The sequence below is a fragment of the Nocardia sp. CWNU-33 genome, from assembly GCF_046764895.1.
Taxonomy (GTDB): Bacteria; Actinomycetota; Actinomycetes; order Mycobacteriales; family Mycobacteriaceae; genus Nocardia.
The window spans coordinates 118,279-132,882 of sequence record NZ_JBKOQN010000013.1 but is presented as its reverse complement, the minus strand read 5'-3'; the positions used below and the strand labels follow the sequence as shown (position 1 = coordinate 132,882).

The following is a 14,604-nucleotide window of genomic DNA, read 5'->3' as shown; positions in this document are numbered from 1 at the left end:
CCGGTCCTGGATTGACAACCTACCCTCGTCGAAAGTAACTTCACCATGAAGTTACTTCATGATGGAGGTAAATTGTCCGCCGAAACCGAAACCCCTCCGCTGCGCCTGTGGTTGGGCCTGATCGCCGTATCGCTCGGCGTCGCTCTGATCGTCGTCGACCTCACGATCGTGAACGTGATCCTCGCCCCGATCATCGAAGACCTCTCGATCACCTCGATCGAGGCCCAGTGGATCCAGGAGTCCTACGCGATCGTTTTCGCTGCCCTGCTATTGCTCACCGGACGACTTGCCGATCTGTACGGCGCCCGAAAGCTTTTCCTCATCGGCCTGCTCATATTCGGTGTGACCAGCCTGTTCGCCGCCGCCGCACCGAATGGCGAGCTGCTCATCCTGGCGCGGTTTCTCCAGGGCATCGGCGGGGCAATGATCCTGCCGACGTCATTGGCCCTGGTGAACGCGACGTTCACCGGGAAGGCGCGCGGCCAGGCCTTCGCGATCTGGGGATCCACCATCGGCGCGGCGGCCGCGGTCGGCCCGCTGCTCGGCGGCTGGCTCGCGGACTTCTCCTGGCGTTGGGCGTTCGGCATCAATATCCCGCTGGTGGTGCTGATCATGGCGGGCGTCGTGGTGTATCTGCCTGCGTCGCAACGCATGCGCGGTCGAGTCGATTGGCCCGGCGCGGCGCTCTCGGCCATCGGACTCGGCCTGCTCGCGTTCGCGCTGATCGAGGGCCGAGCCCATGGCTGGCTTGTCGTCACCGAACCGCTGACGATCGGCAGATTTGTCTGGCGCACAGGTCCTTCGCCCGTTCTCGTCGCCTTTGTCGCCGCGGCGCTCGCGATGTTCGTGTTCTGGCGTAGGCAGGTGGCGCTTGCTCGCGCGGGCTCCGAACCGCTCATGCACACGGGTCTTTTTGCGATCGGCTCGTTCCGCAGGGGCAATGTGGTGACGCTGATCGTCGGGCTCGGCGAGTTCGGCATCATCGCCGTGCTGCCGTTGTGGTTGCAGTTCACGCTGAACTACAACGCTCTGCAAGCGGGCCTCGCGCTGGTGCCGCTCGCCGTGGGCAGTTTTTGTGCGAGCGGCGCGAGTTTCTCGATGACGAACGCGATTTCGGCGCTGGGTCAGGTGCGGATCGGCCTGCTGCTCGAGGCCGCCGGGCTGGTGCTGCTCGGGTGGTGGGCCGCCGTCGACAGCAGCTGGTGGTCGATTGCTGTCGCGCTGTTCGTCTACGGCATCGGTGTCGGATTCGCGACGGCGCAGGTCACCAATGTGGTGCTCGCCGACGTGCCAGTCGAGTTCTCCGGTCAGGGTTCCGGAATTCAGAGCGCTGCAAGGGAACTGGGTTCAGCACTTGGTATCGCCGTGCTGACCACACTGTTCCTCGGAACGTTCGGATCGGGCCTGCGCGACCGCCTCGCCGATGCCGGGTCGTCGGGCCGGGATGCCGATCAGCTCAGCGCGGCCGTGACCGAGAGTGCGGGATCAGCGATCCCCGCACTCGCGGGCCAACCGGCGACCACCGGCGTTGCCGAAGCCGCCCGCGAGGCGATGTCGAGTGGTTTCGCCGTTTCGAGCTATGTCTGCGCGGGGTTGCTCGTGCTCGCTCTCGCGACAACGGCATTCGTCGCTGGGAGCAGTAGATCCATGTCCCGCGCGGATTCTTCGACTGTGGATACAAATCTGGGCGAAAGATAACGCCGGATCAGGCCGGTGAGTGCGGGCTCAGAGTGTGGCGAGCACCGCGTCGATCACGCGTTGTAGTCGATCCGGACCATCGTGCGTCCACGCCGCCGGTACCGCGGCCATATACACGGCGAGCGGCCGCACCGATCCGGGTCGGCGAGCGCTGGAATCGGCGACCGGCCGCAGCGCGGCGGTGCAGCCGATCCTCGACCGGCCTTGCTCGTTCAGCAACCCCACGGCTGGGCGGCCGCACGCCCCAGGTTTCGATAGGGTGGCGACGGGGGATGCTTCGATCACCCCGCATCGGTGTCGGCAGGCAAGGAGTTCCCACTGTGTCCATCCCGCCCCCGCCCGACCCGTATCGCGGCTACGCCCAGCCGGCCCCGCACCCGCAACCCGTGCAACCCCAAGGCAATCCAGCGATGGGCGTGCCCAACCTGTACGCCGCGCCCCCCGCCTACCCGCCGACCAACCCGTACTCCCAGGGCCCCGGTTACGCACGGCCCGACAGCCCTGCGGGGGCGAGTATCGACCGGGTGGCCGGGATACTGATTCTGCTGGCCGCCCTCATCACCGGCGGGTGGCGGCTGGCGGCAACCTACGGATTCCACTGGAGCGATGCTCCGTTCGTGATCATGATCATCGTCGCGATCGGCGCATCGATCGCCGTGCTCACCGGGGCGGGCGCTCGAACCCCCGCCTTACGAGCCCTTGCCACCGTGGGTGCGGGCATGCTGCTGACGACCACTTCCTTCGAGTTGGCATCCCGGTTGGAACTGTCGTTTCTCTTCGAGGACCAGGGATGGCTGCTCATCCCCGCGACGATCGCCGCGCTGGCGGCCACGATCACCGTGGTACTTGCGGCGAACTCGACTCGAGCCCCAGCTACGCCACCGGCCCAATTCCCCGCCCAGTGGCAGTACCCGACGTCGGGGTCTCCGCAGCCGCCGGTAAACCCTTACCCGCCCCAAAACCCCTGGCCGCCGCAGTAGTCGAGTCAGCAGGCCATCGACTCTGTGTGCATCGCAGCCTTCACGCAAGAAGCCGCCCCGGTTCGTCCAGCCGAGGCGGCTTCTTGCGTATCGAGCTCAGTGGCGGTCGACCTCGCCATCCGGGACGCCTGAGGGCGTCCGCTGGGGTGAAGTCCAGCGACAGCAGGCGTACCAGCGGCTACTTCGCAGTTGTGGTGACCGTCGTCTCGGCAGCAGACGAAGTGGTCACTGTGGTCGTTGGCGCGGCCGACGTGGTCGCGGTCGTCTGCGGCGCGGCCGAAGTGGTGGTCGTGGGCGGAATCGGGTCGGGGCACTTGCCGAGGTTCATCTCACCCAGGGCGTTGATCTCGGCATTCGACCGTGGATCGCCCGCATAGTTGATCCGGTCCGTGCACTTCGGTAATTCGCCGCATACGACCGTGCTGTCGCAGTGGTCGATGCCGCCGACCGGGGGGGCGCCGCATACGACTGTGCTGTCGCAGTTGTCGGTGCCGCCGACCGGGGGGACGCCACATTGGACTGTTCGGTCGCAGTCATCCGTGCCGGGCGCGGCTCCTGGCTGTGATCCGCCTGCGCCTTGCGACCCGCCTGCGCCTTGCGACCCGCCTGCGCCTTGCGACCCGCCCGCGCCTTGCGATCCGCCCGGATTGCCTTGTGCAGCACCGGCACCCGCGCTCGTCGGCGTCACCGCTTTCGCTCCGGTGGTCGACGTTTTGGCCACCGTGCTCGACGTCGGCGCCCCGGAGTCGGACTCTTTGTTCGTACACGCTGACAGCACCAGCACCAGCGCCGCCAGACCTAGCAATAGACCCACGGCCGCACGCAGCCGACTACCCATCCGCACCATTTACTGTCTTTCTCCTCCGGCTGCTACCGCAGCCCACCACTACCCGGTTCGAGCCTAAGCGGGTACGGCGATCGGAAGGTATCGGACGTCTTACCTATGGTGGGTATTCCGACCGAAGTTCGTGATCATGGTGTGAGTTCGCCGCGTTGCGGTACTTCGCGCTGGGCGGCACCGACCACCGCAGCCACGACGAACAGGACGCTGCTATCGGCGGCTACATCCGCTGGCGCAACCAGCACGCCGGACCCATCCGCGACTTCGCCGCCGGCTCCAAGATCATTACCTACCGAAGGTTGCCTGACCGGGCACACGACGCTCCCAGCGCAGGATCCATCCTGTCCTGCCGTATCCATACCCGAACAGCACCCCGAGCAGCGCCCCGGCGGCCGCGCCGAGCGCGGCCAGCACTTCGGTGTCGGGCAGTCTACGTTCCTGCCACGGCTTCGGATCTTCGAAGGCGATGGCCACCATGTCGCCAGGCTGATCGCAGACTCTCTCGGAGGTCCACTGCGGCGGCACTACGAGCACTGGTCGAGTCGGGCTCGGGGAGGTCGAGGCGGCAGCATGCTCGGCTACCAACGCGACCGCGGCGGCGCTGCCCGAGCCCACCAGAGCTCCGAAAACCGCTAACACCAGTATCAGCATGCGCATCGTGAGATTGTGCCGGACTTGACATATGCCGTGCTGTTGCGGTGCAGCGCGCTGCCACAGCGCAGGCTACTGCGCTCCGTCAAGCAACAATCAACCCGAGACCCGATTAAGGCAGCAACCTATTTGTCTGCAACCGCAGTTTGGTCACCCGTTCGACCGGATTGCGGTGAGGGCCGTAGCGCGGCCGAGCGTCAAGACTTCTGCGGTATGTGTTCGGGGGGCATACCGGGGCCGATCGTGGCCTGGATTTCGGCGGGGTCGTGCACGCGACCGCAGTGGGCGCACACCGTGTGCTGGGTGATTCCGGCGCCGCATACCGAGTGGGTGTAGAGGATCGGGGGCTCGCCCTCGGTCACCCACTCATCGCCCCATTCGGTGAGCGCGACCAGCGCGGGTGCGAGCGCACGCCCCTTGTCGGTCAGCAGGTATTCATGCAGGTCGGGCTGCTCGGAATACTTGCGGCGCACCATGATTCCGGCCTCTACGAAACTATCGAGGCGGGTTTTGAGAATGTTGGTCGCTACGCCCAGGCTGCGCTGGAAGTCGTTGTAGCGGGTCGAACCTGCGAACACCGCGTCACGAACGATGAGCAGGCTCCAGCGTTCGCCGATCACCTCCAGTGCGCGCGCGATCGAGCACGCCTGTGAGTCGTAGGTCTTCCCCAGCATGCGAACCAGTCTACCGATACCGCTTGCATCATGAAAGTTCCTCCGGTTATCCTCGCTTGCATGATGCAAGTTGATACGAAGCAGAACTTCACCACCACCTTCTCGGTGGATCGGACTCCCCAGGAAGCCTTCGAGGCCGTCATCAATGTCCGCGGTTGGTGGTCGGAGGATGCCGAGGGCGTCACCGATCGGGTCGGCGGCGAGTTCGTCCACCGCTACCAGGATGTCCATCGCTGCACGATCCGCGTCACGGAACTGGTGCCCGGCCGCAAGGTCGCATGGCTCGTTCTGGACAACTACTTCAACTTCATCGAAGACCAGGCCGAATGGAAGGGCACCGAGATCGTCTTCGAAATCTCGGAAAAGGACGGTGGCGCCGAGGTCCGCTTCACCCACGTGGGCCTGGTTCCGCAGTACGAGTGCTACGACGTGTGCTCCAACGCATGGGGCGGCTACATCGGCGGCAGCCTGCGGAATCTGATCAATACCGGTGCGGGACAGCCCAACCCGAAGGAGGATGGCAATGCCCCGGCCCATCAGGATGCCGCCTCCGCCCTGCGCGCCGAGCGCTCACCTCATGCCCTCACGCCGAAACCGGGCAGCATCCTGCTCGGTACTACCCGGCCCGCGGAACTGCGTGACTGGTACCGCAGCACGCTCGCGCCGGAATACAAAGGTGAAGGGCCGATCGATCTCGGCGGCTTCCTGCTGGTCATCGACCAGCGCGACGACCTCGGGACGAAAAACAATGAGCCGGGCCGGATGATCCTCAACTTCCACGTCGAGGACTTCGACGCCGTCGAGGCGCAGCTGCGGGCAGCCGGCGTGGACTGGCTCGTTCCCGTCGCCGATCGCCCCTCCGGCCGCTTCGGGACCTTCGCGGACCCTGACGGGAACTACCTCCAGATAATCCAATTCAAGTAGCGAGGGCGCACCGTCAGACTGCGGCCGGGATCGGGGATTCGGCGGCAGCCTTCAGCATGCCGAGCATGGCGTCATGGCCCGCGCGCAGCTTTTCGGAGCTGAAGAAGAGGGTCAGTAGCGGACCGGCCAGCGATTCCTCCATGGTGACCTCGGTGCGAGTTTCGCTGAGCGGGGTCAGCCGGAGGCGATCGACAGCCTTCATGCAGCCCATGGAGACGCCGGTCCAGGCGAGTTCCCGCTGCGGCTCGATGGTGGCGAAGGTCGCTTTGATGGTGGTGCCGTGCAGGTTCCAGCGGAACGAGGCGTCGACCTTCATCTCGCCGAGTTCGAGTACATGAGCGTCGGAGCGCCAGTCGGGCCAGTTCCACATGTCGCTCAGTAGCCGCCAGACGGTGTCGATCGGAGCGTCGATGACGATCGTGCTGACCGAGCGGACCGGGGCGTTCTCGTCCAGCAGACCCTTCTTGGCGTAGTTCTCGTGCAGGTCGGTAGTGGCAGGTCCGGTGTAGAACAACTTCATTTTTCGACTCCGTGCGATCGGCATTCCGTAACGAGAGCAATGCTCTCCGTTATCCCTGCTCTTTGTCAAGAGCACTGCTCTCTAATACCGTCTACCTGCTGCGGCATCATGCAGCTTCGGCTGATGTCGCAACGGCGCGGACGCTGCACGACACCGAGTTCGGCTGTGAGGAGTGAGACGTCACAAGCCCCTGGCTCGTCCGAGCCCACCTACTTCTCGGAGATCGACGCGATGATGTTTCGTCGACGGTGGGCCCGCAGGGATTTCCTGCTGCCGAGCCGCCGATGGTCACTATTGATCTCAACCATGGCGACGATCGCGCCTGCCGCGATGGCTGCCGACTGTCGCGAATCCTCAACCGGGACAGCGCGGTTCGTGCGTACTGGAGAGCTCGCCTCGTCACCCCCACCCCAGCAGTGCGGACCGAGCGCCCGTCCGTCCAGCCGACAAAGCGACCTCGACCGGACCGCTCATTCTCAGTCTTGGGAATTACTGCGCCGAGCAACCATGGCGTCGAGCAACAATGCCGTCGAGCGGCGGAAGGATCTTTGCATGTTCGGCGAACACGAAAGCCTCGTGCGGTGGATCGAGGAGTTGTCCATCACCTATGACCTGATGGATGACATCGTCCCGGACGACGTGGTGCTCGACCATACGCTGGAGTCGCTGGAGTTGCTCGGTGACGTGCTCTACGACTACGACGAGACGCCCGGTTTCGACGACGCCGCGGCTGCCTACATCGGCCAGACCCTGCTGAAGCTCGCGGGCGGCCGCTGGGGATGGGATGACACGCCGGACAGCGACACCTTCGGACAGCCGCTCGCCTGCCCCTCCGAAGAGCTTGGGCTGACCCCGGTGGCGCCGAGGAAGCTGGTGGGCTCCGGCGGTGTTGCGATCGTCGAGAAATACGTCGAGTGGGAGCAGGCGGTACTCGAATTCGCTGCGGTGCACCCTGATTGGCGGCCTGTCAAGGAATTCACCTGGCGGTTGGACCGCCTCCCCAAGGTTTCCGACGCAGACCGGCTCTCGGCCTGGCTGGCCGAGCGCGAGCAGCGGTTTCCGCAATGGGTCGCTGCCTACGGAGCAGGCGGCACGTGGGACTTTTCGCCGCCGAGCATCGATGCCCTTGCGGCCGCGCTATTTCGGGTGACGCCGACGCCCGAACAACTCGACGATCCGGGCAATGCCGATTTCGTGGACGGCGCAACGTGGTACCTCGGCGAGACGCTGCGTCGCGCGGAACCTGGCCAGTGGATTGCCCCGCACGGCGACGAGTACTTCCGCGTGCGGAAGCACCCTGACGACGAATGGTCGTCCGCACCGAGAGTCCACCTGTGGCTCGCGGTCCGAGACGGCAACCCCGTGCAGCTGCACAATGCGTTCGGATACTGGACGACACCGTTCGTCGCCGCGGACCGGCCGCAGCCCGAGTACCGGTGGGCCGGTACGGCCTGGCAGACCCCGCTGCACACCTGGGTCGAGTCGATCGCCGGGCGTATCGACGCCCTCGCCGCCGCCGCGCCTCACATCACCCTCGATTATTCGGCGGATTCGCTACGCCTGCTCGAAAGGCGCTGCCGTGCGGCAGGCCCAGATCCGCAGCAGGATCTGGTCGAGAACATCGCCGCCTATGTCGGCGAGGCGCTGCTGCGAGCCGGGGGCGGCTGCTGGACCCTCGACGACACACCGAGCAACGTGTCACTCGGCCGCCCCATCGTCAGGGGCTACAACTTCACATCGGACGACGTCTCGCCGATCGACCTGGTCCGGGTGGCGTGCCGGTGGCAGGACCCGGGCGCGCTCACCCGCGCGTACGAGGCTCGGGAACGGTACACGCGCGAGCAGGCGGCGAAAGACCTGAACTGGCATCCGACGAAAGCGCCCACTCCCGGCCTGGACTCGCCCCCTGCACCGACAGTCGTCGAATCCTGGTGTGCCGCACGCGAGCACGATTTCCCCGCCTGGACCGCGCGCTACGGCGCGGGACGAACCTGGGACTTCTCCCGCGACTCGCTCATCGACCTCGCCGAGGTCGTGTTCGCGGTACTCCCGACCCCGAACCAGTTCCAGGACCCCCAGCATGCTGAATTCGTCGACGGCGCCGCTTGGTACTACGGCGAGGTTCTACGCCGTGGCAAGCCGTCCGAATGGCAACACCACGACAACCTCGATGCGGATGGGCGCTGCTACAACGGCCTGGACGTGAGCACGCTGGAGCGCGAAAGTGGCTACCCTCTGAGCGTTTACGTAGTTCACGACCTGCGCAGGCTGGTGGAACGCCGATACGACGGAGGCTTCGGCGAGCTACGCAGCGACCTGCGCGACAACTTCGACCACTGGGTCACCGCGGCCGTCCGCCAGCGCACCGAGGACGCCATCCGCCGCAGGAACCGTAAGAAATCCCGGCGCAAGCAGTCCGACGACGACTACGCAGCCGCCTGGACAACCGCACGGGCACAACAATTTCCGGAATGGCAGCAGCGTTATGGCGCACAACTCGGCTCCGACTTCTCACCTGACTCGCTCGACGTGTTGGAGTCGATGATCCGACAGGTCACGCCCACTCCCGAGGACCTGCTGGAAAACCCGGCAAATGCCGAGTTCCTGAACGGAGCGGCGTGGTACTACGGCGAAACCGTGCGTTGCGCCACCGATCTGGCGTGGACATACCACCGCAACGACGGCAACGACTGCTACCTGCACAGCACCGACGGCACATACGGCCGCATCTTCCCGATAGAACATCTCGCGGAAACCTTCGGCCACTACGCTCCCGGCTCCCTCCGGCGGAGATGCGACCGCTGGGTCAGTTGACACGCCTTTCGACAAGCTGCTCCGGTGGCGCGGCGAGTCGTCGACCGGAACTCATGGCCCCAGTGCCGTAAGAACTCCTGTACGGAGGACGTCGCGAAGCCTGGCCATTCGATGTTCAGAACAACCAGGTTCCGGCATTGCACGGCAAGCTGCCCGCGGAAGTACTGTCACGGCGTGTGCCCGGTAATCGCAAGGGGACAAACCAATTCACGCCACGAATTGCGTGCAGATACAAGTTGCCGCTTGGTGTCCGTGTTCGCGATGGAGTCGCGAACACGGACAGATCAGCAGGGCTGTCTATTCGCTTGTCAGGTACACCGGCAGTGTTTCATGTCCGTTCGAGATGAAGCTGTTCACGGTATTCAACTCCGACGGGTCCACGGCCAGCCGCATGTTCGGAAAGCGCTCGAAGATGGCGGGCAGCGAGGCGATGGCCTCCAGCCGGGCAAGCGGGGCACCCAAGCAGTGGTGGGCGCCGTAGCCGAAGGTCAAGTGCTCCTTGGAGGCTCGGGTGACGTCGAAGGTGTCCGCGGTGTCACCGTGCAGCTTCGGGTGACGGTTCGCACCGGCGTAGGAGGCGAGGATTGCATCGCCCTTGGAGATATGGACGTCGTCGATGTCGATGTCGTCCACGGCGAATCGCAGCGGGAGGTGCGCTACCGGGGCTTGGAACCGCAATGATTCCTCGACGACGTCCGACCAAGCCGCCCGGCCCCCTACTACCGCGGCGAGTTGCTCGGGGTGGGTCAGCAACGCGAAGATGGCCTGGTCGAGCAGATTGACCGTCGTCTCGTGACCAGCGCTGATGACAAGCAGCAGCGTGTCGATGAGTTCCTGCTCGGTGAGCCGCGAGCCGTCCTCCTCGTCCACGTGCGAGATCAGCAGGCTCGTCATGTCATCGCCGGGTTTGTCACGACGGAACTCGACCAGCTCGCCGAGAATCCGGTACATCTCCATGTAATTGGCGTGCGATTCCTCTGGGCCGAGGGAAGTGTCGAAGATTCCGTCGACACACGCGCGCAGGCCGCTGTTCAGCGACTCCGGAACACCCATCAGCTCGCTGATGACCTGGATCGGCAGCGGATAGGCGAAACTCTCACGCAGGTCGACCGCCTCACCTGCGGGGGTCTGTTCGAGCTTGTCCAGAAGGTTCGCGGTGATGCGGTCGATGAGCGGGCGCATCGCTTTGGTGCGGCGATCGGTGAACGCGGGTGCGACCAGTTTTCGCAATCGCTTATGGTCGGGGCCATACGCGGTGAACATGTTGTTCACCGCTACCCACAGAAGAAGTGACCAGGTCTGCGGTACTTCACCATTGATGAGCGCCGCCAATGCTGGCGGGCGTCCTTGGACACCCTCTTGTCGATAAGCAGGTTCGTGAGCAGATCGGGATCGGTAACCGACCACGCTTTGACACCGCCGGGCAGCTCAACCAAGACGGCGGGTCCATGCGCTCGGATGCGCGCGGACTCTCCTTGGATGTCAGTCCCTGTCGGGTCGAGGACGATCAATTGTTGGTCCATCGTTATCTCCTTAGAACACTGGCAACGGCAACGGTGACGATCCAGGGAAGACGACGGGCAGTGCGGCCAGTGCCCGATGGAAGGGTCCTGGTCGCCACGCCAGGTCTTCGGCGGCGACAGCCAGTCGCAGTTCAGGGAGCGCGTCGAGCAGTTGGTCGATGGCCTCCTGCACGATCAGGTATGCGATCGACTTCGAGGGACAGGCATGCGGCCCGAGACCCCACGCCAGATGCGAGCGATTATCGGTGTATTCACCGCTGCTGCCGATGTCCGGATCGTTGTTGCAGCCGGCCATGCTGATCACGACCGGCTGGTTCGCGGGCAGCCACACTCCGTCGATCAGGATCGGCTGGCGGGGGTAGGACACGCAGTAATTCGCCAACGGTGGGTCGGTGAACAGGACCTCATCGAGGGCGTCACGAGTGGACAGTGTGCCACCGTGCACACTGTCGGCGAACCGGTCGTCGGTCATCATCAGCAGCAGCGTGTTGACGATCAAATTCAGCTGTGGCTCGATACCCGCGCCGTAGAGAGTGACCAGTTGGTGGATCATTTCCTCGTCATCGAGCGCGGCTGGATCCTCGATCAGCCGCGTGGTGACGTCGCTGCCAGGTTCTTGTCGCTTCAAGCGGACCAATTCCACCAGGCCTTCGGTGAGCATCGCATTGCCCTCGGCCGCGTTGATGCCCTCGAAGATCGCGGCCATGCCGGTGGCGACCTTCTGCCCGATCTCTGGTGTGCAGCCGAGGATCGTATTGAGGACTTCGAAGACGAGCGGATACGCGTACTGCCTGATCAAATCAGCGGCACCGTCTTCGCAGAACGTGTTCACCAGCCGGATGGCGTGCTTCTCGACAATGGCGTGGAGCGCGTGCCCGTCGATCTCGGCGATGCCCGCCGTGTTCGCCTGCCGGTAGCGCTGATGGTCGAGGCCGGTGTTGCGCAGCGCGTTCGGCCGCCATCCCAGCATCGGCAGAATCGGGCACTCGCTCGGCACATTCTTCTCCCAGCCGCGCGGATCAGCGGGGAAGTGATCCGGATCGTTGAGAATCCTTACGGCGGTGCGATATCCGATCACCAGGGTGGCTGGGATGCCCGGTGACAGTTCGACCGGCACCAAGGAGCCGTAGCTACTACGCATAGCGCGGTAGGCGCTGTGTGGATCTCTCGCGAACGCTTCGGAATGGAGCGAGACGCGGGGCCCACTGGCATCGATCGGCGAGCTGTGTGTGCCGGGCATTTCCACAGATGATCTCCCAACGGTGACATTGAAAAGACGACAGTGCCAGACATGCTCTGTGACCGCGCGTTGGAAACGGGCAAGCAGCAGAGCGTCCCCAAGCCGTATCTGTGGTGAATGCCTCTCCGGCAGTCACGAATTCGCAAGACAACGCAAACTACGAGTGTGGTTGTCGAGGGCCGATCCCTCGGCAGGTCGGGTGCGCGCAAATCGGTAGGGCTAACGAGCACCAGCGTGGGTCAGTTCAGTGCATCTTCATGATGCTGAGCCGTTTCCTGCCGGCTAGTGGAGATACCGAACCGCGCGGGCAGTAGGAATTCCGGCATCCACTCAACTCTCGTTGGACCCATACGAAGCCCCGCTGTGATGTGACAGTCAAGTTCCCTTCGGGTGTATGCCGGGTGTCAAACCTGTTGTCCCAGAGCGGCGTTTGAGTGACAGCACTCGATATTACTCACAGGCGCAAGGCCCTGCAGGGTTGCCGAACTCGGCTGGGGGAAGGCGCACCGATCCACCGCTCGCTGACCGCCTACGATCACTGACCTCTCCCAAGGGGTGGACGGAGCTCAGTCGTCTTCGACGATCGGTTCCGCCCACACGGCCGGAGCGAACTCCCAGCCCCAGGCGGCCGGCGCGGATTCGCCCGTCGCTATCTCGATGGCTGTGGCGATCGCGTGCTGTCCAGGTGCTGAGTGGAAAACTCGCCTGCGGACCCTCGGCGAAAAGTTGATGCGGTACTTCAACCCCTCGACGTCCACGACTCCACACTCATCGCCGGGCTCGTCCGCTGAACTCGACTCGACCGAGACCAACCAGCCCGCTTTGCGCGCCTTCCAGATCCACACCTCGAAGGCTCCCCTCTCGATACGGCGGCGATGATCTGGATGGGGTCTGTCCGGTCGTCCATCTCGATCACCTTAAGGTGGGCCGGTCACTGTCCCTTGCACTCCTTGGGATAACTCATCTAGCTGGGCCCAACACCGTCTGGCAATACGGACGTGCCCCGTCGTTGTCAGGACTGATCCCACCCTCCCAGCATCCCCCGGTTCAGGCTGTCCTCAGCTTTACCCGGACCGCTGCGACGGCCCGAGAGCAGGGGTTTCACACCCCTGCACGATCTTTCGCGCCTCGTGGCGCACTTACCGGCGATTGAACTCGCGGTCCCGCACGCCGCTGGTGAACGTGTCCCATTCGCTGGGGGTGAAGACGAGCGCGGGGCCGGTCGGGTTCTTGGAGTCGCGCACGCCGACGTGGCCTTCATCAAGGAACGCGACTTCTACGCAGTCCTTGCCCATTGAGCTACGGCTGCTCTTGAACCATCGAGCTTGGGACAGATCAGACGTCATGTCTCGCTTCTTTGCGGGTCCGGTCGACGGAGGCGGCTTCTTCGCGTTCCCAGAATCACGCGCGGTTGAACTCGCCGTCCTGTACTCCGGCGGTGAACGCGTCCCACTCGCCGGGGGTGAAGACGAGCGCGGGGCCGGTCGGGTTCTTGGAGTCGCGAAGGCCAACGTGGCCTCGATCGAGGAACGCGACCTCTACGCAGTCCTTCGAAGGGCCACTTCGTCGACTCTTGAACCACTTGGCCCCGGATAGATCTGCGTTCATATGCCCTGCTCCTCCGCAATGTTGAGGAAGAGCCTACAACTCTGATCCTCTGTCAACGCTGAGCGTTCGATATCGGCAAACGCTTGGCGGTACTGCTTGACTTCGTTGGATTTCTCAAGATAGAGGTCGCCTGTGTAGCCCTCGACATACACCACCGGCGGCTCTGTCAAGTATGTCGTTGGATGGGGTGGAAATTCCAGAATCGTGAAGGGTCCAACGATCAATCCACGATGTATTGAGGCGTCGATAGGCACGACCCGGATCGAAACGTTCGGCTGACCCCCGATGTTGGCTAGTTGCTTCAACTGAGCACGCATGACGGCTGGACCTCCAACGTCGTGACGCAACACAGCTTCGTTCAGGATTACGTTCAGCGCCAACGATTTAGTGTCGCCAGTCAGCCGGGTTTGCCGCCTCGTGGATATCTCCAGTCGGCGTTCGACGTTCTCCGTGCTGATGGTGGGGTACTCGACCCAGATCAGCGCCCGCCGATACTCGAGGGTCTGCAACAAGCCTGGCAGCAGGGTGGATTGGTAGCCCGTCGAACGGTTGGCGGCCTCTTCCAGGCCGACGAACAGATCAAACTCTTTTGGGATGGCATCACTGTAAGCGTGCCACCATCCAGCACTCTTCGTCTCCTCGGCCAGTGCTAGAAGTCGGCGGGTGACGGCGTCGGCGGCCCGGTAGAGATCGCACAGCGCGCGCACGTCATGCGGCCTCAGCTTTACGCCACTCTGCCCGCTCTCGATACGCCAAAGTGTCTGTTGCGAGACTGAAATCGCCTTCCGCGCGTCAACGGCGGATACGCCGGACCTTTCTCGCAACTCCCGGAGCTGACGGCCGAGCAACCGCCGCGGAAGTGCCGATCCCGCCATCTCGCCTGTCATTTCGTTACCCCCACTATCGACTGCCATTGCACGACGGAATCAGTCTGGCACCAACTTTGGAACCTTGTTATCAACTTCGTGGAAAACCATCCTTGGATCTTCCAAGCACGAAGGAAGCGGTGCTGTACTCGGCGTATGCGCTCGGCAGGGAGCTGCTTCAACGATTCGGACCTCCTATCTCTGGCCTACAACTCGACCGAAGGCCGGGCGCTCTCAAACCGCCTATCCGACTTGAGGTCTCAGA

16 protein-coding genes are annotated in these 14,604 nt (G+C 63.9%); 4 read left to right on the top strand and 12 right to left on the bottom strand.

Features of this window, described 5'->3' with window-relative positions; translation table 11 throughout:
• Nucleotides 1–72: 72 nt before the first annotated feature.
• Nucleotides 73–1,698 (top strand): DHA2 family efflux MFS transporter permease subunit, encoded by a 1,626-nt coding sequence (locus ACLMAL_RS19890; RefSeq protein WP_412000440.1) that lies wholly within the window; start codon nucleotides 73–75, stop codon nucleotides 1,696–1,698.
• A gap of 27 nt (nucleotides 1,699–1,725) precedes the next feature.
• Here ACLMAL_RS19890 and ACLMAL_RS19885 read toward each other — a convergent pair whose 3' ends face one another.
• Nucleotides 1,726–1,923, bottom strand: coding sequence for a hypothetical protein (locus ACLMAL_RS19885; RefSeq protein WP_412000439.1), 198 nt, complete (start codon nucleotides 1,921–1,923; stop codon nucleotides 1,726–1,728).
• Nucleotides 1,924–2,018: 95 nt separating this feature from the next.
• On the opposite strand from ACLMAL_RS19885, the gene ACLMAL_RS19880 reads away from it, so the two are divergent.
• Complete coding sequence (locus tag ACLMAL_RS19880; RefSeq protein WP_412000438.1) at nucleotides 2,019–2,678, top strand: hypothetical protein; 660 nt, start codon at nucleotides 2,019–2,021, stop codon at nucleotides 2,676–2,678.
• Nucleotides 2,679–2,856: 178 nt separating this feature from the next.
• On the opposite strand, the gene ACLMAL_RS19875 is transcribed toward ACLMAL_RS19880, so the two are convergent.
• From ACLMAL_RS19875 to ACLMAL_RS19865, 3 genes are all read right to left on the bottom strand, one after another.
• A complete protein-coding gene (locus ACLMAL_RS19875) occupies nucleotides 2,857–3,525 on the bottom strand; it encodes a hypothetical protein (RefSeq protein ID WP_412000437.1) in 669 nt (222 codons plus the stop codon).
• 279 nt (nucleotides 3,526–3,804) lie between these two features.
• A complete protein-coding gene (locus ACLMAL_RS19870; RefSeq protein WP_412000436.1) occupies nucleotides 3,805–4,176 on the bottom strand; it encodes a hypothetical protein in 372 nt (123 codons plus the stop codon).
• A gap of 191 nt (nucleotides 4,177–4,367) precedes the next feature.
• Entirely contained in the window at nucleotides 4,368–4,844 is a 477-nt protein-coding gene (locus ACLMAL_RS19865) for a winged helix-turn-helix transcriptional regulator (protein WP_412000435.1), read from the bottom strand.
• Nucleotides 4,845–4,904: 60 nt separating this feature from the next.
• Here ACLMAL_RS19865 and ACLMAL_RS19860 point away from each other — a divergent pair, with 60 nt between their 5' ends.
• Complete coding sequence (locus ACLMAL_RS19860) at nucleotides 4,905–5,768, top strand: SRPBCC domain-containing protein (RefSeq protein WP_412000434.1); 864 nt, start codon at nucleotides 4,905–4,907, stop codon at nucleotides 5,766–5,768.
• Nucleotides 5,769–5,781: 13 nt separating this feature from the next.
• Here ACLMAL_RS19860 and ACLMAL_RS19855 read toward each other — a convergent pair whose 3' ends face one another.
• A complete protein-coding gene (locus ACLMAL_RS19855) occupies nucleotides 5,782–6,288 on the bottom strand; it encodes an SRPBCC domain-containing protein (RefSeq protein ID WP_412000433.1) in 507 nt (168 codons plus the stop codon).
• Between the two features lie 552 nt (nucleotides 6,289–6,840).
• Between ACLMAL_RS19855 and ACLMAL_RS19850 the strand changes: the two genes are divergently transcribed.
• Nucleotides 6,841–9,102, top strand: coding sequence for a hypothetical protein (locus tag ACLMAL_RS19850; protein ID WP_412000432.1), 2,262 nt, complete (start codon nucleotides 6,841–6,843; stop codon nucleotides 9,100–9,102).
• A 297-nt stretch (nucleotides 9,103–9,399) separates the two neighbouring features.
• On the opposite strand, the gene ACLMAL_RS19845 is transcribed toward ACLMAL_RS19850, so the two are convergent.
• The 7 genes from ACLMAL_RS19845 to ACLMAL_RS19815 all read right to left on the bottom strand — a co-directional run bounded on the left by ACLMAL_RS19845 (nucleotide 9,400) and on the right by ACLMAL_RS19815 (nucleotide 14,360).
• Nucleotides 9,400–10,365, bottom strand: a complete 966-nt coding sequence (locus ACLMAL_RS19845; RefSeq protein ID WP_412000431.1) for a cytochrome P450 family protein — start codon at nucleotides 10,363–10,365, stop codon at nucleotides 9,400–9,402.
• An 11-nt stretch (nucleotides 10,366–10,376) separates the two neighbouring features.
• Nucleotides 10,377–10,625 (bottom strand): hypothetical protein, encoded by a 249-nt coding sequence (locus tag ACLMAL_RS19840; protein WP_412000430.1) that lies wholly within the window; start codon nucleotides 10,623–10,625, stop codon nucleotides 10,377–10,379.
• A gap of 10 nt (nucleotides 10,626–10,635) precedes the next feature.
• The gene (locus ACLMAL_RS19835) at nucleotides 10,636–11,865 is read right to left on the bottom strand and encodes a cytochrome P450 (RefSeq protein ID WP_412000429.1); all 1,230 of its coding nucleotides are present in this window, start codon (nucleotides 11,863–11,865) and stop codon (nucleotides 10,636–10,638) included.
• A gap of 566 nt (nucleotides 11,866–12,431) precedes the next feature.
• Nucleotides 12,432–12,710, bottom strand: coding sequence for a hypothetical protein (locus ACLMAL_RS19830; protein WP_412000428.1), 279 nt, complete (start codon nucleotides 12,708–12,710; stop codon nucleotides 12,432–12,434).
• Between the two features lie 294 nt (nucleotides 12,711–13,004).
• A complete protein-coding gene (locus ACLMAL_RS19825; protein WP_412000427.1) occupies nucleotides 13,005–13,211 on the bottom strand; it encodes a DUF397 domain-containing protein in 207 nt (68 codons plus the stop codon).
• A 55-nt stretch (nucleotides 13,212–13,266) separates the two neighbouring features.
• Nucleotides 13,267–13,473, bottom strand: a complete 207-nt coding sequence (locus ACLMAL_RS19820) for a DUF397 domain-containing protein (protein WP_412000426.1) — start codon at nucleotides 13,471–13,473, stop codon at nucleotides 13,267–13,269.
• On the bottom strand, nucleotides 13,470–14,360 hold the full coding sequence (locus tag ACLMAL_RS19815) for a helix-turn-helix domain-containing protein (RefSeq protein ID WP_412000425.1): 891 nt from the start codon (nucleotides 14,358–14,360) through the stop codon (nucleotides 13,470–13,472). Before ACLMAL_RS19815 ends, ACLMAL_RS19820 begins: the two co-directional genes overlap by 4 nt.
• Nucleotides 14,361–14,604 lie beyond the last annotated feature (244 nt).